This is a genomic window from Streptomyces sp. CA-294286 (assembly GCF_050947155.1).
Lineage (GTDB): Bacteria > Actinomycetota > Actinomycetes > Streptomycetales > Streptomycetaceae > Streptomyces.
The window spans coordinates 4,335,850-4,353,429 of sequence record NZ_CP192005.1 but is presented as its reverse complement, the minus strand read 5'-3'; the positions used below and the strand labels follow the sequence as shown (position 1 = coordinate 4,353,429).

At 72.3% G+C, this 17,580-nt stretch carries 18 protein-coding genes; 10 read left to right on the top strand and 8 right to left on the bottom strand.

What is annotated here, in order from left to right:
- Window positions 1-60 precede the first annotated feature (60 nt).
- The 5 genes from ACQPZG_RS23965 (at window position 61) to ACQPZG_RS23945 (ending at window position 4,518) form a co-directional block, all read left to right on the top strand.
- Window positions 61-1,089, top strand: a complete 1,029-nt coding sequence (locus ACQPZG_RS23965; RefSeq protein ID WP_433547781.1) for a metal ABC transporter substrate-binding protein — start codon at window positions 61-63, stop codon at window positions 1,087-1,089.
- Window positions 1,090-1,139: 50 nt separating this feature from the next.
- Window positions 1,140-1,928, top strand: a complete 789-nt coding sequence (locus ACQPZG_RS23960) for a metal ABC transporter ATP-binding protein (protein ID WP_433547780.1) — start codon at window positions 1,140-1,142, stop codon at window positions 1,926-1,928.
- Window positions 1,929-1,930: 2 nt separating this feature from the next.
- Window positions 1,931-2,821: a metal ABC transporter permease gene (locus ACQPZG_RS23955; RefSeq protein ID WP_433547779.1), complete on the top strand. Its 891-nt coding sequence runs from the start codon at window positions 1,931-1,933 to the stop codon at window positions 2,819-2,821.
- 74 nt (window positions 2,822-2,895) lie between these two features.
- On the top strand, window positions 2,896-3,327 hold the full coding sequence (locus ACQPZG_RS23950; RefSeq protein ID WP_185026285.1) for a Fur family transcriptional regulator: 432 nt from the start codon (window positions 2,896-2,898) through the stop codon (window positions 3,325-3,327).
- 264 nt (window positions 3,328-3,591) lie between these two features.
- On the top strand, window positions 3,592-4,518 hold the full coding sequence (locus tag ACQPZG_RS23945) for a trypsin-like serine peptidase (RefSeq protein WP_433549522.1): 927 nt from the start codon (window positions 3,592-3,594) through the stop codon (window positions 4,516-4,518).
- Between the two features lie 235 nt (window positions 4,519-4,753).
- Here ACQPZG_RS23945 and ACQPZG_RS23940 read toward each other — a convergent pair whose 3' ends face one another.
- The 5 genes from ACQPZG_RS23940 to recO form a co-directional block, all read right to left on the bottom strand.
- On the bottom strand, window positions 4,754-5,197 hold the full coding sequence (locus ACQPZG_RS23940; RefSeq protein WP_433547778.1) for a response regulator: 444 nt from the start codon (window positions 5,195-5,197) through the stop codon (window positions 4,754-4,756).
- Complete coding sequence (locus tag ACQPZG_RS23935; RefSeq protein WP_433547777.1) at window positions 5,194-6,990, bottom strand: sensor histidine kinase; 1,797 nt, start codon at window positions 6,988-6,990, stop codon at window positions 5,194-5,196. The genes ACQPZG_RS23940 and ACQPZG_RS23935 overlap by 4 nt, the downstream gene beginning before the upstream one ends.
- A gap of 1 nt (window position 6,991) precedes the next feature.
- Entirely contained in the window at window positions 6,992-8,194 is a 1,203-nt protein-coding gene (locus ACQPZG_RS23930) for a PP2C family protein-serine/threonine phosphatase (RefSeq protein WP_433547776.1), read from the bottom strand.
- An 87-nt stretch (window positions 8,195-8,281) separates the two neighbouring features.
- Window positions 8,282-9,133: an isoprenyl transferase gene (locus ACQPZG_RS23925; protein ID WP_433547775.1), complete on the bottom strand. Its 852-nt coding sequence runs from the start codon at window positions 9,131-9,133 to the stop codon at window positions 8,282-8,284.
- A 22-nt stretch (window positions 9,134-9,155) separates the two neighbouring features.
- A complete protein-coding gene (gene recO, locus ACQPZG_RS23920; protein WP_433547774.1) occupies window positions 9,156-9,905 on the bottom strand; it encodes a DNA repair protein RecO in 750 nt (249 codons plus the stop codon).
- Between the two features lie 384 nt (window positions 9,906-10,289).
- Here recO and ACQPZG_RS23915 point away from each other — a divergent pair, with 384 nt between their 5' ends.
- The 3 genes from ACQPZG_RS23915 to ACQPZG_RS23905 all read left to right on the top strand — a co-directional run bounded on the left by ACQPZG_RS23915 (window position 10,290) and on the right by ACQPZG_RS23905 (window position 12,076).
- Window positions 10,290-10,694: a hypothetical protein gene (locus tag ACQPZG_RS23915; RefSeq protein WP_433547773.1), complete on the top strand. Its 405-nt coding sequence runs from the start codon at window positions 10,290-10,292 to the stop codon at window positions 10,692-10,694.
- Between the two features lie 315 nt (window positions 10,695-11,009).
- The gene (locus ACQPZG_RS23910) at window positions 11,010-11,657 is read left to right on the top strand and encodes an RNA polymerase sigma factor (protein WP_433547772.1); all 648 of its coding nucleotides are present in this window, start codon (window positions 11,010-11,012) and stop codon (window positions 11,655-11,657) included.
- Window positions 11,654-12,076 (top strand): hypothetical protein, encoded by a 423-nt coding sequence (locus ACQPZG_RS23905; RefSeq protein WP_433547771.1) that lies wholly within the window; start codon window positions 11,654-11,656, stop codon window positions 12,074-12,076. The genes ACQPZG_RS23910 and ACQPZG_RS23905 overlap by 4 nt, the downstream gene beginning before the upstream one ends.
- An 81-nt stretch (window positions 12,077-12,157) precedes the next feature.
- On the opposite strand, the gene ACQPZG_RS23900 is transcribed toward ACQPZG_RS23905, so the two are convergent.
- From ACQPZG_RS23900 to leuA, 3 genes are all read right to left on the bottom strand, one after another.
- Window positions 12,158-12,988, bottom strand: coding sequence for a hypothetical protein (locus ACQPZG_RS23900; RefSeq protein WP_433547770.1), 831 nt, complete (start codon window positions 12,986-12,988; stop codon window positions 12,158-12,160).
- A 171-nt stretch (window positions 12,989-13,159) separates the two neighbouring features.
- Window positions 13,160-13,912, bottom strand: coding sequence for a TerB family tellurite resistance protein (locus ACQPZG_RS23895; protein WP_433547769.1), 753 nt, complete (start codon window positions 13,910-13,912; stop codon window positions 13,160-13,162).
- 153 nt (window positions 13,913-14,065) lie between these two features.
- Window positions 14,066-15,826 carry a 2-isopropylmalate synthase gene (gene leuA / locus ACQPZG_RS23890; RefSeq protein ID WP_433547768.1) on the bottom strand — a complete coding sequence of 587 codons (1,761 nt, stop codon included), beginning with the start codon at window positions 15,824-15,826 and terminating at the stop codon, window positions 14,066-14,068.
- Window positions 15,827-16,133: 307 nt separating this feature from the next.
- On the opposite strand from leuA, the gene ACQPZG_RS23885 reads away from it, so the two are divergent.
- Both ACQPZG_RS23885 and ACQPZG_RS23880 read left to right on the top strand, forming a co-directional pair.
- The gene (locus tag ACQPZG_RS23885; RefSeq protein WP_433547767.1) at window positions 16,134-17,198 is read left to right on the top strand and encodes a M4 family metallopeptidase; all 1,065 of its coding nucleotides are present in this window, start codon (window positions 16,134-16,136) and stop codon (window positions 17,196-17,198) included.
- Between the two features lie 100 nt (window positions 17,199-17,298).
- Window positions 17,299-17,571 carry a protealysin inhibitor emfourin gene (locus ACQPZG_RS23880; RefSeq protein WP_433547766.1) on the top strand — a complete coding sequence of 91 codons (273 nt, stop codon included), beginning with the start codon at window positions 17,299-17,301 and terminating at the stop codon, window positions 17,569-17,571.
- Window positions 17,572-17,580 lie beyond the last annotated feature (9 nt).

Here is a 17,580-nt window from a genome sequence, read left to right as displayed (position 1 = left end):
GGACAGAGCGGACAACAGCACTATTGACAATCGTTTCCACTTTTGTTGAAAATGAGTGTCATGAACGTACGACGCCTCATACCTGTCACCGCCACCGCAGTCGCGGTCTCCCTGGGCCTGGTCACCCTCTCGGCCTGCGGGGGCTCCTCGACCGCCGCGGACAACAAGAACGGGGACGGCGCCGACAAGCTGAACGTGATCGCGTCGTTCTACCCCATGCAGTACCTGGCGGAGGAGATAGGCGGCGACAAGGTCGCCGTCACTCCGCTCACCAAGCCGGGCGTCGAGCCGCACGACCTGGAGCTGAAGCCCAAGCAGACCGCGGAGCTCTCCGACGCCGACCTGATCGTCTACCTCAAGGGCCTCCAGCCGGCCGTCGACGAGGCCGTGAAGCAGTCCGGGGCGAAGGCCACCGTCGACGCCACGTCCCTGACGAAGCTGGAGTCGCACGGCACCGGGGCGGGCGGCCACGAGCACGGCGAGGGCGAGGAGCACGGCGACGAGCACGGTCACGCGGAGAAGGAGGAGGCCGGGCACGAGGGCCACGGCCACGGCCACGACGAGGCCGGCTCCGACCCGCACGTCTGGCTGGACCCGGTGAAGTACGCCGAGATCGCCAAGGGCGTCGGCAAGGCCCTGGAGAAGGCCGACCCGGACAACGCCGCGACGTACCAGAAGAACACCGACACCCTGGTCGGCAAGCTCGACGGCCTGGACACGGCGTTCAAGAACGGTCTGAAGAACACCACCACCAAGACCTTCATCACCACCCACTCCGCCTTCGGCTACCTCGCCGAGCGGTACGGTCTGGAGCAGGAGGGCATCAGCGGCGTCGACCCCGAGTCGGAGCCCAGCCCCGCCCGCATCAAGCAGCTCCAGAAGATCGCGAAGGAAGACAAGGTCAGCACCGTCTTCTTCGAGACCCTGGCCAGCGACAGGACCGCCAGAACCCTCGCCGCGGACACCGGCCTGAAGACGGACGTCCTGGACCCGCTCGAAGGCATCACCGACAAGTCCAAGGGCTCGGACTACATCGAGGTCATGCAGTCCAACCTCGACGCGCTGAAGAAGGCCCTCGGCGCCAAGTGATCCCGTCCCACCCCCACCCCGCATCGGAGGCGCGAGCAGTGCAGCGTTCAGTGAGCCAGAGCGACGCCGTCATATCCCTGAGCGCGGCCACCGCCACGCTCGGCTCGCGCCCCGTGCTGCGCGGAGTCGACCTCGCCGTGCAGCGCGGCAAGGTCGTCGCCCTGCTCGGAGCCAACGGTTCCGGCAAGTCCACCGCCGTCCGCTCCGTCATCGGGCAGGTGCCGCTCACCGGCGGCTCGGTCGAACTGTTCGGCACCCCGCTGCGGCGCTTCAAGCAGTGGGCGCGGGTGGGCTACGTACCGCAGCGGATCACCGCCGCGGGCGGGGTGCCCGCCACGATCCGCGAGGTGGTGTCGTCCGGGCGGCTGTCCCGGGCCCGCCTCGGACTGCTCTCCCGGGCCGACCGGGCGGCCGTGAGCCGGGCGATCGACCTGGTCGGGCTCACCGACCGGGCCAAGGACTCGGTGAGCGCCCTGTCCGGCGGCCAGCACCAGCGGGTGCTGATCGCCCGCGCCCTGGCCTGCGAACCGGAACTCCTCATCATGGACGAGCCGCTCGCCGGAGTGGACCTGGCCAGCCAGGAGATCCTGGCGGCGACGCTGCGCGAGCAGGTCGCGGCCGGGGTGTCCGTACTGCTGGTACTGCACGAACTTGGCCCGCTGGAGCCCCTGATCGACCGCACCGTCGTCCTGCGCGACGGACTCGTCGTGCACGACGGGCCGCCGCCTGCCGGGGGCCTGCTGCCCGGCCACGACGCGCACCACCTGACCAAGGAAGACTGCCACCCGGACGCCGTGCACGCCGCCGCGGCCGGGGTACCGACGGGACTGCTGGGCTGATCATGAGCGAACTCCTGGACATCTTCAGCACCCCGTTCATGCAGCGGGCCCTGATCGCCGCCGTCCTGGTCGGCATCACCGCCCCCGCGATCGGCATCTACCTCGTGCAGCGCCGCCAGTCGCTGATGGGCGACGGCATCGGCCATGTCGCCATGACCGGCGTCGGCCTCGGCTTCCTGCTCTCCGCCAGCCCCATCTGGACGGCGACCGCCGTCGCGATCGTCGGCTCGGTCGCCATGGAGCTGATCCGCTGGTACGGCAAGACGCGCGGCGACATCGCCCTCGCGATGCTCTTCTACGGGGGCATGGCCGGCGGTGTGCTGCTGATCAACCTCGCCCCGACCGGCTCCAACGCCAACCTCTCCTCGTACCTCTTCGGCTCGCTCTCCACGGTGTCGAGTCAGGACGTCACCGCGATCGTCGTCCTGGCGGCCTTCGTCGTCCTCGTCACGATGGGCCTGCGCAGGCAGCTGTTCGCGGTCAGCCAGGACGAGGAGTTCGCGCGGGTGACCGGACTGCCGGTGCGCCTGCTGAACCTGCTCGTCGCCGTCACGGCCGCGGTGACCGTCACCGTCGCCATGCGGGTGGTGGGGCTGCTGCTGGTCAGCGCGCTGATGGTGGTGCCGGTGGCCGCCGCGCAGCAGATCTCGCGCAGCTTCACCGTCACCTTCGTCCTGGCCGTCGCCATCGGCACCGCGGTGACCCTGGGCGGAACGGTCACCTCGTACCAGTACGACGTGCCGCCCGGCGCGACGATCGTGCTGCTGGCCATCGGTGTGTTCATCGTGCTGACGCTCCTCGCCACGCCGCTGGCACGGCGGCGCTCCCGCGCGAACGCCACGCCGGGGCTCCCGTCGGAGACGGTGGGCGCACCCGACGTGGCGAAGGTGTGAGCGCACCTCTCGACAGCCCTGGCACAATGGCCCGACGTATCTATTCGCGTAATGGGCGACCAGAGGAGGCACCTGTGACGACGGCGCCGAGCGGTGCGGCGGCGAACGCCGCGCCGGTACGTGGGCGATCCACCCGGCAGCGGACCGCCGTGGCGGCGGCGCTGGACGAGGTGGACGAGTTCCGCAGTGCCCAGGAGCTGCACGACATGCTCAAGCACAAGGGCGCCTCGGTCGGCCTGACCACGGTCTACCGCACCCTTCAGTCCCTGGCGGACGCGGGCGAGGTCGACGTGCTGCGGACGAGCGACGGCGAGTCGGTCTACCGGCGCTGCTCGACCGGCGACCACCACCACCACCTGGTGTGCCGCAAGTGCGGCAAGGCGGTCGAGGTCGAGGGTCCGGCGGTCGAGACGTGGGCGGAGTCGATCGCGGCCCAGCACGGGTACGTGAACGTGGCGCACACGGTGGAGATCTTCGGCACATGTGCCGAGTGCGCGGCCGCCTGAGCGCGGCGGCCACCGGGCTGCGGCGCCTCGACCGGTGACGCGCGGCCCGAGAAGTGACCGGCCCGCCCGGTGAAGGGCACGCGAACACCCCAACTCCCCCGAGGAGTTGGGGTGTTCGGCATTGACGGCCACTTTTCGGCCAACCCTCGCCCGCACGCCTGACAGCTCGTCAGTTCCATGTCACCCTGCCTGTCGCACACCGATTTCCGCACCGCTCCCCTCTTCGCAGAAGGAGTTAGCGTGAGACGTCGTCCCCACAGTGCGATGCTCGGCCTGGCCGCTGCCGTAGGCGGCCTGCTCGCCACCGGAGCGGTCCCCGCCTCCGCGGCGGCCGGCACCCCCTCCCCCACTTCCTCCCCCGCTCTCGCCGCCGAACAGCAGGTCCGGGACTTCTGGACGCCGGAGCGGATGCGCTCCGCGAAACCGCTGGACCTGCTGAAGGTGTCCCCCTCGAAGGTGAACCCGGCGAAGGCCGGCGGGCCCGTCTCCTCCGTCCCGTCCACGAAGGCGTTCCCGCAGAAGGGCGGGGCGTGGACCGGCGGCGGGGCGGTCGTGAAGACCTCCGGCCGGGTGTTCTTCACGTACCAGGGCCGCACGGCCTCCTGCTCGGGCAACTCCGTCACCAGCCAGAACAAGTCGACCGTCGTGACGGCCGGACACTGCGTCAAGATGGGCGGCGCCTGGCACACGAACTGGGTGTTCGTCCCCGCGTACCACGACGGCGCGACGCCGTACGGTACGTGGACCGCGTCGAAGACCTCCGCCACCGACCAGTGGGCGGCGAGCGAGGACATCAACTACGACGTCGGCCTGGCGGTGGTGAACCCGCTGAACGGACAGCGGCTCGCGGACGTGGTCGGGGCACAGGGCCTCCAGTTCAACGGCGGCTACAACAAGCCGATGTACGCGTTCGGCTTCCCGGCGGCGGCGCCGTACGACGGCAAGCGGCTCATCTACTGCTCGGGGAACACGACGAGGGACTTCCTGTTCTCCAAGGACCACAGCATGGCCTGCGACATGACCGGCGGGTCCAGCGGCGGCCCCTGGTTCAACTCGTTCGACGAGGCGACGGGGACGGGGCTCCAGGCGTCGGTGAACAGCTTCGGCTACACCTTCCTGCCGGGGCGGATGTTCGGGCCGTACTTCGGGGCGGAGGTCAAGGCGGCGTACGACAAGGCGCAGGTGAGCTAGGGAGGGTGCGGCGGGGCGGTCCGCCCGCGGGGGCGCCCGGCCTGAGTCCTCTCGGGCGGCGGGGTGCCGGGCGGGGGGTGGGCGTGGGGCGGTGGGCGCTCCGCGGAGGGTCCGCCCCCTGCCGGCCCGTCCCGCCCCGCCGGCCCGTCCCGCCCCCGGGCGCGGCCCCGCCGCCCAGGGGTGCCGCCGGCGGGAGGACGGGAGGAGGGGGACGTGCGGGCCCGGCCGCCGGGTGCTATCGGGGCGGCAGACGGACGACGGTCAGGAAGAAGTCGTCGATCTGCCGCACCGCGGCGATGAACTGTTCCAGGTCCACCGGCTTGGTGACGTACGCGTTGGCGTGCAGCTTGTAACTGCGCAGCACGTCCTCCTCCGCCGAGGACGTGGTCAGCACCACCACCGGGATGTGCGCCAGATCCTCGTCCTTCTTGATCCGCTCCAGCACCTGCCGCCCGTCGTACTTCGGCAGGTTCAGATCCAGCAGGATCAGATCCGGCCGTACCGCGTCGGTGTGCGCACCCTGCCGGTACAGGAAGTCGAACGCCTCCTGCCCGTCCCGCACCACGTGCAGCCGGTTGCGGATCTTGTTGTCGGCGAACGCCTCACGGGTGATCAGCTCGTCCCCCGGATCGTCCTCGACGAGAAGCACTTCGATGGAGTGGGCGGGCGTGGTGTTCATGCGTTCGCTCCTGTCGTCCCGGCCGTGTCGCCGGAAGGTACGGCTTGTTCCGCCACCGGCAGGCTGAAACACACTCCGGCCCCCTCCGGCACTCCGGTGTCCAGGCGGATCGTCCCGCCGTAGTACTCGACGATCTTCCGGCACAGCGCCAGCCCGATGCCGGTTCCCGGGTACTCGTCGCGGGAGTGCAGCCGCTGGAAGATGACGAAGACCTTCTCGGCGAACTCCGCGGGCACGCCGATTCCGTTGTCCCGGACGCTGAAGTGCCAGTGCCCGCCCTCCCGTTCGCAGTCCACGACGACGTGCACGGGACGTTCGGGGTGGCGGAACTTCACCGCGTTGCCGAGGAGGTTCTGCCACAGCATGACCAGGCTGGCCGGATCGCCGACGACGACCGGCAGCGGGCGGCCCCGCACCTCGATCCGTGCCTGGGCCTCCGCCACCGCCACCGCCAGGTTGCGACGCGCCTCGGCGAGCACGTCGTCCATGGCGACCCGCACCGGGGCGTCGTCCAGCCGCCCCACCCGCGAGAAGGTCAGCAGGTCGCTGATGAGGATCTGCATGCGCTTCGCCCCGTCCACCGCGAAGTCGATGTACTGCTTGCCGCGCGCGTCGACGACGTCCCCGTACCGCTTCTCCAGCAGTTGGCAGAACGAGGCGACCTTGCGCAGCGGCTCCTGCAGGTCGTGCGAGGCGACGTAGGCGAACTGCTCCAGCTCGGCGTTGGAGCGCCGCAGTTCGGTGGCCTGGGCGTCCAGGTCGGCGGCCTGCCCGGCGAGTTCGCGCTCCCGCGCCCTGGCCTGCGTCAGCTCCCCCGCGATGCGCCGCCGCATCGAGTCCACCGAGCGGCCGACGGCCCGTACGTCCGCCGGGCCCGGCACCTCGATCCGCCGGTCGAACTCGCCGCCGGCGACCTGGTCGGCGGCGGCGCGCAGCGCGTTCAGCGGGGACACGACCATGCGGTTGAGCAGCAGCGCCAGCAGGCCGCCGGTCGCGACGATGACCGCGAGCATCCCGAGGAACACCCAGTCCCGCAGGACGCGCAGCGTCATCATGTCGTCGCGGGCCTCGTCGCGGGCCTGCACCAGGTGCTGCTCCTGGGCACGCAGCAGGTCGCGCAGTTCGTCGAAGCGCCGCTTGCCGGCGTCGACCCGCGGCTGCACGGAGTCGACGCTCGCACCGGAGCGGATCGCGGCGATCAGCGGGTCGGCCTGCTCCTGGCGCCACTGCGCGGCCTTGCGCGTGACCGCCGCGAGGTCGCCGCCCAGCCGGCCCCCGGCGCCCAGGAGCCGGGCCACTTCGGCCCGGTGGAGGCGTTCGTCGCGGACCCCTTCCTCGTACGGTGCGAGGAACGCCTCGTCGCCGCTGAGGGCGAAGCCGCGGACGCCGGACTCCTGGTCGAGGAGGGCCTTCTGGAGCTGGAGGGTGGCGGACCGGCCCGGCTGGATGTGGTCGACGAGTTCGGTGTTGCGGCTGCTGGTCCGTCCCAGGAGGACGGCGCCGACGGACGCGCAGAGCAGCAGCAGGGCGGCCATGGTGCAAAGGACGAGCCGGATCCAGCCGCGTACCGAGAGCCGCCCGAACCCGACGGGCCCGACGGACCCGCGGGGGCCGGCGGGACGGTCGCCGACGTGCTGCCGGGGGCCGGCGGGCCCGTTGCCCGCGGGCTCCCGGCCGCCGGTGCCGCCGGTGGTGAGGCCGTCGCCGGTGGGTCCCTCGGGGATGGTCCCGTCGGCGATGGTCCCGTCGGCCGTGGGGCCGTCGCGTCCGGTTCCGGAGGCTTTCCCTTCCATCTCAGCCGTTTCCCCACGCCAGGTGGAGTACGGCTATGTCGTCGGCCAGTCCGCCGTGCGGGGCGGCGGCGTCGGTCGCCGCCTGGACGAGCGTCTGCACGAACTGGTGGGCGGGCAGCGCCTCGTACTCGCGTGCCAGGGACAGCAGCCCGTGCTCACCGAGCCGGGTGCTCGGCCCGGTGAGGCCCTCGAAGAGGCCGTCGGTGAAGACGACGATGCCGGTGCCGGGTTCCAGGGGGAGGTCGGTCTCGGGCCAGACGCCGGTGCCTGGGGCGATGCCGAGCGCCATGCCGCCGGGCGGGTCGTACCAGGTGGTGCCCGAGGGGCTCCGTACGAGCAGCCCCGGGTGGCCCGCCCGCACCACGCGCACCGAGCGCCGGTCGGGCGGGAAGACCAGGCTCGTCAGGGTGGCGAAGACCTGCTGGGCGGACCGCTCGGCCGCCATGATCTCTTCGAGGAGCCGGATCTGGGCGGGCCCCGTGCAGCCGCTGAGGACCGCCGCCCGCCACGCCACCCGCAGACACACCCCGAGCGCCGCCTCCGCCGCCCCGTGACCGGACACGTCGCCGATGACGGCGTGCACGGTTCCGTCGGCGGTCTGCACGACGTCGTAGAAGTCCCCGCTGAGCAGTCCCTGTTCGCGCCCCGGGTCGTAGCGGGCGTCCACCTCGAAGCCGGTGCCGCGCATCAACGGCACGGGCAGCAGGCCGAGTTCGAGCCGGGCGTTCTCCTCGGCGCGCAGGCGTCCCGCGTGCAGGGCCACCGACGCCTGCTCGACCAGCTTGCGCTGCACGGCGTACCGCACGGCCCTGCTGAGGGTCTCCGCGTCGAGGCGCCCCTTGACCAGGTAGTCCTGGGCGCCCTCCGCCACGGCGGTGTGACCGGCCTCGCTCTCGACGAGACCGGTCAGAACGACGATGGCCGCGTCCGGGTGCGCGGCGAGCACCTGGCGCACGGCGTCCAGCCCCCGTACGTCGGGCAGGTGCAGGTCGAGCAGTACGCACACCGGCCCGATGTGCCCGCCGAGGAACTTGCGCGCCTCATCCAGAGAGGTGCACCAGTGGACGTCGGCCGCGAGGTCGCTCTCCTCCAGCACGTCCGTGAACAGCAGGGCGTCGGCCGCGTCGTCCTCGACCAGAAGCAGTGCCGCGTCGAGGCGTCTTCGCCCCGTCACCGCGCCCGACACCACGAGTCGTTCGGCCACCCCGTACCCCCGCCCCAGGAAGCCTGTGTGCCCGGCCGGTGCGCCCGTGCCTCCTTCGGCGAAATGATACTGCCGGGGGCGCGGCCATCAGCCCTGTTCGGGTACCTGCGGCAGGGGCGAAGCGGACGGCGTCTGCTGCTCGTTGGGGATCGCGCCGCCGAACCTCCGGTCACGCTGGGCGTACGCGTAGCACGCGTCCCACAGGTTGCGCCGGTCGAAGTCGGGCCACAGCACGTCCTGGAAGACCATCTCGGCGTAGGCGCTCTGCCACAGGAGGTAGTTGGAGGTGCGCTGCTCGCCGCTGGGCCGCAGGAAGAGGTCCACGTCCGGCATGTCCGGGTAGTACAGGTACTTGGCGAAGGTCTTCTCGTTGACCTTCGACGGGTCGAGCTTCCCGGCCGCCACGTCCCGCGCGATGGCCTGCGCGGCGTCGGCGATCTCCGCCCGGCCGCCGTAGTTGACGCAGAAGTACAGGGTCATCGCGTCGTTGTCGACGGTCTGCTCCTGGGCGACCTGGAGTTCCTGGACGACGGACTTCCACATCTTGGGCATCCGCCCGACCCAGCGGATCCGGATGCCGAGCTCGTTCATCTCGTCACGGCGGCGGCGGATGACGTCCCGGTTGAAGTTCATCAGGAAGCGGACCTCGTCGGGCGTGCGCTTCCAGTTCTCGGTGGAGAAGGCGTACAGGGACAGGTTCTTGACCCCCATCTCCAGGCACCCCTTCAGCACGTCGAGCACCACCCCCTCGCCCACCTTGTGGCCCTCGGTGCGCGGCAGCCCGCGTTCCTTGGCCCAGCGGCCGTTGCCGTCCATGACGATGGCCACGTGCTCGGGGATCAGCTCGTCGGGGATCCTCGGGGGGCGGGCGCCGGACGGGTGCGGCTCGGGGATCTTGTACTCGCGCCTGGTGCGTCCCAGAATCCCGCGTCGTGCCATGGCTGTGCTCTCCCTTGTTGCCTTACGTCTTCTCTACGTACCTGAGCGAGCGCAGCCCGCGCTCCAGATGCCAGTGCAGATACGCCGACACCAGTCCGCTGCCCTCACGCGCGTGCCGCGGCTCGCACGCGTCGGCGGCCGTCCAGTCCCCGGTGAGCAGGGCGCTCAGCAGCGCGACGGCCTCCGCAGAGGGTACGACGCTGCCGGGCACCCGGCAGTCACCGCATATGACCCCGCCCGCCGAGACGGAGAACAGCCGGTTGGGTCCGTCGATGCCGCACTTGGCGCAGTCGTCGAAGCTGGGGGCGTAGCCGTTGACGGCGAGGGAGCGCAGGAGGAACGCGTCGAGGATGAGGTTCGGGGCGTGCTCGGCACGCGACAGCGTCCGCAGGCCGCCGACCAGCAGGAGGTACTGCTGTACGGCGGGCTCCCCCTCGTGGTCGGTGAACCGTTCCGCGGTCTCCAGCATGGCCGTGCCGGCGGTGTACCGGCCGTAGTCGGTCACGATGCCGCTGCCGTACGGGGCGATGATCTCGCCCTGGGTACAGAGCGGCAGGCCGCGGCCGATCAGCTCGCTGCCGCGCGCGAAGAACTGCACGTCCACGTGTGAGAAGGGCTCCAGGCGGGCGCCGAACTTGGACTTCGTGCGGCGGACGCCGCGGGCCACGGCGCGGACGCGGCCGTGATGACGGGTGAGCAGCGTGATGATGCGGTCCGCCTCGCCCAGCTTCTGGGTGCGCAGGACGATGCCGTCGTCACGGAACAGGCTCATGGACGCCATTGTCCCGTACGGACGGGGGCGGGCGTGCAGGGTGCGGGGGTCCGGTACGGACGGGGGGCGGGCGCGAAGGGCGTGCAGGGCGCGGATGTCCCGTACCGGCGGGGGCGGGCGTGCAGGGCGCGGATGATCCGTACGGATGAGGGCGGGCGTGCAGGGCGTGGATGTTCCGTACGGACGGGGGCTCCACCGGGCGTCGGCTGTTCCGACGGCCGCGGCCGTAGCACCTCCGGCGGCCCCGGGCCGGTCCCCGCTCCCGTCCTGTCGGAAAGTTTCCGAGATCCGGCCGCAACCTCCCGCGGTCACGCACGTCTGGTGGGGTGAAGGCGCCCTTCAGTTCGTGTTCCAGTTCCAGACTTCCTCGGGAGACAGACACCCATGTCCTTGAAACGACCCCGCCTCGTCACCGCCGTCACCGGTCTCACCGTCCTCCTGGGCGGTGCCTTCACCGCCGTCGCCGTCGCCGACTCGGGCCCCGGGCCCGCTGCCGCGCCCGCGGTCACCGCCCCGGACACCGCCGTCCCCGCCCCGGCGCCCGCCCCGGCCGACGTCGACCCGGCACCCGCCCCGGCCCCCGCCAAGGGCAACCCGGCTCCGGCCCCCGCTCCCGCCGACGGCAACCCCGCTCCGGCCCCCGCCCCGGCCCCGGCCCCGGCCGAGGGGAACCCGGCGCCCGCGCCGGCCCCGGGCCACGGCGGCCCGGCCCCTGCCCCTGCCCCCGCCGACGTCCCGCGCGTCGTCTCGCCCGGCACGGGCGTCCCCGCGCCCGTGCCCGCGAAGTAGCCGCCGGAACACCCCGGCACACCGGGGCGGGCAGGCCCACGCGCAGGCCCGCCCGCCCCACCCGCACTGCTTCAACAGCACCACTCCGCACCGCCCCACCGGCACCAAACCGCCCCACCCGCACCGTTCGCACCGCCACACGGCTCGCCCACCGGCACCGCCAGCACCATGTCGCACCTCCCGCACCATTCGCACCGCCACACGGCTCGCCCACCGGCACCGCGCGCACCATTCGCACCGCCACACGGCTCGCGCACCGGCACCGCGCGTACCACCGACACCGCCCGCACCGCCCGCACCACCGGATCGAGGCCCATGCAGTACGTCGCGTACGCCGCCCCCCGCATCGCCCCGTGGTGGTCCCGCCTGCTGGCCCGCACGACCGGGACCAGGGAGACCGGGGCCGCCCGGAACGAGGCCCGCCCGCTGCGGGCCGTCGGCGGCCCGTACGGGCACGAGGCCGGCGAGGACCCGCGCCCGCCCACGCTCACCGACCTCTACCGGGCCCGCCGCCTCGACATGGTCCGCCTCGCCCTCTTCCTGGTGGACGATCTGCACACCGCCGAGGACGTCGTCCAGGACGCGTTCGCCGCGGTGTGCCGCACGCACGGGACCGGGCTGGCCGGGCTCCAGGACCCGGGGGCGTACCTGCACACCGCCGTCGTCAACGCGGCCCGCTCCGTCCTGCGCAGGAGGCGTACCGCGCGCGCGTACGCGCCGCCGCACGAGACGGCCGGGCCGCCCGTCGACGAAGGTCTGCTGCTCGCCGAGGAGCACCGCCAGGTCCTCGACGCGCTCGCCCGGCTGACCCACCGGCAGCGCGAGGTCCTCGTCCTGCGGTACTGGTCGGAGCTGACCGAGGCGCAGATCGCCCAGACCCTCGGCCTGTCGCGCGGGACCGTCAAGTCCACCGCGAGCCGCGCCCTGGACACCCTTGAGAAGAAGCTGGGGACCACCCGATGAGCACTCCCCGCACGACCGGCCCGGGTACGGGGCCCGGCGCGGGCGCGGAAGAGCGCCTGCGCGCCGCGTTCGCCGCCCGCGCCGCCCTGGTCACCCCTCAGGACCTGCGCCGCGACGCGCCCCCGCAGGGCCGGACCTGGGGGGTGCGCCGGGTGCGCCGGGTCGCGTACGCCGTGCTCGGCGCGGCGGCCGCCGTGGTGGCCGTGTGCCTGCTCGTACTGCTGCCCGGAAGCCCTCTCGACCCGGCCCCGGTACCGCCCGCGCACTCCCCGGCCCCGCGCACCTCCGAGTCCCCGGGGCCCGCCACGGACAGCCCCTCGCCCGCCCCGGCCCCGGACGCTCCCGGGTCCCCCGGCGCCCCGAGTCCCACACATGTCCCGGGCCCGGCGGACGCCCCGGAGGCGCCCCGCCGCCCGTGATCCCCGCCGCGGCCCTCCGAGCCCCGCTCGGGACCCGCTCCGGGCCCCGCACCGCCGCGTTCCCGGCCGCCGACGGCGCGGCTAGTGCGCGACGAGTTCCGTACGGGAGGCGACGTCCTGGTCGTTCAGGATCAGGAACTCCCGGTCGTCCGCCGTCAGGAACTTCAAGAACCCCGGTTCCGCCTCCAGCACATAGCCCACCAGGGGCTCCGCCGCTCCCTCGACGGCGACCCGCTCCAGCGGCATCCACGGTGTGCGGACGACCGCCGCGCTCACCAGCAGCCCGATGATCGCCAGGGCGACGACCAGGCCCGCGAGGTGGCGTCCCGCCCAGCGGGAGGCCTCGCCCACCTGCCCGCGTCCGCGCCGGGCGAGCAGGCCGACGCCGACCGCCGCGGCCGTCACCGCCGCGGACACCAGCAGCAGCCACCAGGCGTGGAAGCTGGTGGCGTACGCCACCACCCCGGCCACCACGAGGGCCAGCATCACCAGCCCGGAGAGGTCCGCCCGCTGCCTGTCGGGACGCCGCCCGCCGGCCGGGTCCTGCGCGGACGCGTACGGCCCGCCCGGGTCCCCCGCGGGCCCCCGCGCCCCGCCGGATCTCTGTCCGCGCCGGAGCCGTGCCGCGAGGACGAGACCGCCCAGCACCCGGAACAGGAACGCGGGCAGCAGGACCGACAGCAGGACGGCGGCGGCGACCGAGTCGGCCATCACCGTGCCGAGGACGATTCCGATGCTGTCCTCAAGGTCGAGGGTGTGCAGTACGGCGAAGGCCGTGTGCCACTGGTAGTCCGACACGGCGAACAGCCGCAGCAGCAGGAACAGGAACGCGCCCGTGGTGAGCGTCAGCCCGCTCCACCCGCGCCCGCGGTCGTGCTCACCAGCCGCTGCCCCGCTGTTCTCGTGCGCCATGCGAACAAACCTGGCACAGGGGCGGCCGAGGGGCACCTCCTGGCGGGCGGGGCTCCCCTGCCCGGCGGGCGGGCCTGTCGCGCCCGCCGGGCACCTCCTGGCTGGCGCGACAGGCCCGCTCAGGACGGTGTGCGGGCCGCGTCACCTCCTGGCGGGCGGGGCCGACCTCGCTCAGGACGGTGTGCGGGCCGCGGCCAGCAGCCGGGCCGTGTCCTGCGGGCAGAGCTGGAGGGCCGTGCCGACCCTCGTCAGGACCTCCCGCTCGGCCGGGCTGTAGGGGCCGTCGGCGAGGGCGATGCGGGCGCCCTGGAGCAGGAGCGACTCCCGTCCCGCTGTCGCCAGATGGGGTGCGAGGGGTTCGAGGGCCTCGTGCAGTTCGACGGCCAGGGAGGCGCTGCACGGGAAGTCCGGCTCGTCCGCCCCCCGCGCGTGTGCCGCCCCGGGCTCGGCCGCGTCTGCCCGGGGGCGTCCCCGGTCCGCGGTGAGGGCCTGCATCAGGAGGATGAGCTGGTCCTCCGTGCAGTCCTCGAATCCGGCGGAGCGGACCGTCGCGGCGGCGGTGCCGGTGACCGTGCGGCACGAGGTGCCTCCGGCGGCCAGGACGGCGAGGGCGACCGTGTGGACGGCGTCGCGGAGCATCGCGGAGAAGCGGACCGTGGTGGGGTGGTCGAGCGTCTCGGTCCCGAACTCGCGCTCGCAGGAGGCGCACCGGACGCTCGGGCCGACGAGGCCGCGCGCCACCAGCGGCACGCCGAGCACGGTGAGGCGCCGGCGGCCGGTGCGCCGGGCGTAGTTGCGGTCGCCGCCGCAGCCGGGGCAGAAGAACTCGCCGTCGCCGACGACGGTCCACGTGGTGCGCACGCCCCACGCGCCGCGCCACACACTGCCCCACGGGCTGGACGATCGGCCTCGCACTGGCAGCACGGCGCACCTCCGTAACGCTTCGGCATCCTTGCCGGGGTTGGACGTGATGTTAGCCACATCCGTGAGGCGCCGTCAGCACCCCGGGGAAAGACGGAGGTCCCGCCCCTGGGCCCAAGCGGGCGGGACCTCGGGAAACGCGCGAGAACCGGTCGGTCAGCGAGCTGCCCGGTTCACCGCGGAGGCGACCGCCTTCAGGGAGGCCCGCGTGGTGTTCGGGTCGATGCCGATGCCCCACAGGACCTTGCCGTCGATGGCGCACTCGATGTACGAGGCGGCCTGGGCGGAGGCGCCCTCGCTCATCGTGTGCTCCTGGTAGTCCAGCAGCCGGGCGTCGACGCCGACGGCGGCCAGCGCGTCGAAGAACGCGGAGATCGGGCCGTTGCCGGTGCCGGTCAGTACGGTCTCGGCGCCGTCCACGACCGCTTCGACGGTCAGGGTGTCGATGCCGTCGGTGTCGGTGGTGGTCTGGCCGGAGCGCACCTGGATGCGGCCCCACGGGTTCTCCGCGTTCGGCAGGTACTCGTCCCGGAACGCCGACCAGATGTCCTTCGGGGTGACCTCGCCGCCCTCGGAGTCCGTCTTCTGCTGGATGATCTTCGAGAACTCGATCTGCATGCGGCGCGGCAGGTCCAGCTTGTGGTCGTTCTTCAGGACGTACGCGATGCCGCCCTTGCCGGACTGCGAGTTGACCCGGATCACGGCCTCGTACGACCGGCCGACGTCCTTGGGGTCGATCGGCAGGTAGGGGACGGCCCACTCGATGTCGTCGACGGTCTTGCCGACGGCGGCCGCGTCGGCCTCCATGGCGTCGAAGCCCTTCTTGATGGCGTCCTGGTGGGAGCCGGAGAAGGCGGTGTAGACGAGGTCGCCCGCGTAGGGGTGGCGGGGGTGGATCTCCATCTGGTTGCAGTACTCGGAGGTGCGGCGGATCTCGTCGATCTGCGAGAAGTCGATCTGCGGGTCGACGCCCTGCGAGAAGAGGTTCATGCCCAGGGTGACCAGGTCGACGTTGCCGGTGCGCTCGCCCTGCCCGAACAGGCAGCCCTCGATGCGGTCCGCGCCGGCCATGATCGCCAGCTCGGCGGCGGCGACGGCGGTGCCGCGGTCGTTGTGCGGGTGGACGGACAGGCAGACGTGCTCGCGGCGGCTCAGGTTCCGCGACATCCACTCGAAGCGGTCCGCGTGCGTGGAGGGCGTGGAGCGCTCCACGGTGGCGGGCAGGTTGAGGATGATCTCGCGGCCCTCCTCGGGACCCCACACGTCGCACACCGCCTCGCAGACCTCCAGGGCGAAGTCCAGCTCGGTGTCGGTGAAGATCTCCGGCGAGTACTGGTAACCGAAGACCGTCTCGGGGCCGAGGATCTTCTCCGCGTACTCCATCACCAGCCGGGTGCCGTCCACGGCGATCTGCTTGACCTGTTCCTTCGTGCCGCGGAAGACGACGCGGCGGAAGGTGGGGGCGGTCGCGTTGTACAGGTGCACGGTGGCCCGGCGGGCGCCGCGCAGGGACTCCACGGTGCGCTCGATCAGCTCTTCGCGCGCCTGGGTCAGGACGGAGATCGTCACGTCCTCGGGGATCGCGCCCTCTTCGATGATGGAGCGTACGAAGTGGAAGTCGGTCTCGCCGGACGACGGGAAACCGACCTCGATCTCCTTGTAGCCCATCCGTACCAGCAGGTCGAACATCTCGCGCTTGCGGGCCGGGCTCATCGGGTCGATCAGCGCCTGGTTGCCGTCACGCAGGTCGGTGGACAGCCAGCGGGGGGCCTTGGTGATGCGGCGGTCCGGCCAGGTGCGGTCCGGGATCTCGACGGCCTCGTAGCCGCCGTACTTGTGCACGGGCATCCCGGACGGCTTCTGGAAGTGGGAGGCGTTGGTGACGGGCGTCGGGTTGCCGACGGACTGCTGAGTCATGGCGTGGGGCTCCTCGGGTCTCCTGCAAGGGGACGGCCGACGTGTCTGCGCAGCACCAGATCCCGCGGGGAGGGGGTCGGCCTACGACTACAGGCCCTCGCCGCGGCAGCTAAGGAGAAGCAGCCCGAAACGCATGATGTGCCGCAGCCTAACCGAGGGACGGCCAGGGCGCCGGTCCCGTATCAGTATGCAAGACCGGGCATCACTGTCAGCCGAAGAGTGACCGATCCCTCGAAACGTTGAAATAGCGCGTAAATCTTCGTCGCAGGTAGTGACAGAACCATGACCCAGTGCCACATTGCTCGCCATGGAAGCCACCGCTCGTCCCGTTTTCTGCACCATCGTGCCGCCCCATGTCCTCGACAGGCTCGCCCGCTCCGAGGACCCCGCCCTGGCCGGATCCGCCCGCCGCACCCTGGAGGCGGACGCCGCGCAGCGCACCCACCGCCGGCTGACCACGGTCCTCGGCGCACCGCCGGTCCAGCCCGACCCGGCGGCCGCCCGGGGCAGGGCCCTGCGCACGGTCTTCGACGCGGGCAACCGGCGCGAGCTGCCGGGCCGTGTCGTACGCCGGGAGGGCGACCCGCCGCACCAGGACGCCACCGTCAACCGCGCGTACAACGGGCTCGGCGCGACCTTCGACCTGTTGCTGCGGGCCTTCGGGCGCGACTCCGTCGACGGCAACGGGCTGCCCCTGAACGCGACCGTCCACTTCGACCGGGACTACGGGAACGCGTTCTGGGACGGCGAGCAGATGGTCTTCGGCGACGGCGACGGCGAGATCTTCCTCGACTTCACCCTCCCCGTCGACGTCATCGGCCACGAGCTGGCGCACGGCCTGACCCAGTACACGGCGAACTTCACGTACTTCGGCCAGCCGGGCGCCCTGAACGAGTCGGTGTCGGACGTCATCGGCTCCCTCGTCAAGCAGTACGTGAACGACCAGACCGCCGGCGAGGCCGACTGGCTGATCGGCGCCGGACTGCTCGCCGAACGCGTCACGGGTGTCGCGCTGCGCTCGATGAAGGCCCCCGGGACGGCGTACGACGACGACGTGCTGGGCAAGGACCCGCAGCCCGCGACGATGGACGACTACGTCACCACCGGACGCGACAACGGCGGGGTGCACATCAACTCGGGCATTCCCAACCACGCGTTCTACCTGCTCGCCACCGCGCTGGGCGGCAAGGCGTGGGAGCGGGCCGGACAGATCTGGTACGACACCCTCACGGCCGGCACGCTCACCGTCACCCCCACGTTCGCGGACTTCGCGCGGGCGACGGCAGCGGCGGCGCGCGGCCGCTTCGGGGAGGGCGAGGAACTGGAGTCGCTCCTCAAGGCGTGGGAGCGGGTGGGGGTGCCCGCGCACTGAGTCGGGCGGGGGATGCCGGCCCGCCTCGCGCGCCGGCATCGGGACAGCGGCCGGTACGGCCCCCTACCGGCCGAGTCCCGCGCGTACTACAACGGACCGCATGCGTATTGAGGTAGTCCGCAGCGGAGGATTCGCCGGGATCGAGCGCCGGGCCGAGGTCGACACCTCGTGCCTGCCCGACGCCGAGGCGTGGCACGCCCTGGCCGCCGAGGCCCTCGCCTCCGGCCGGGACGCGCGGCCCGAGGAGACGGGGATCGCCGACGGATTCTGCTACGAGATCACCGTGGACGGGCGGACGGTCCACTTCTCCGAGCCACAACTCGGCGAGCAGCAAAGGGAGTTGATTACGCGGGTGTTGAAGGAGGGCGCCTAGTGAGCCGGT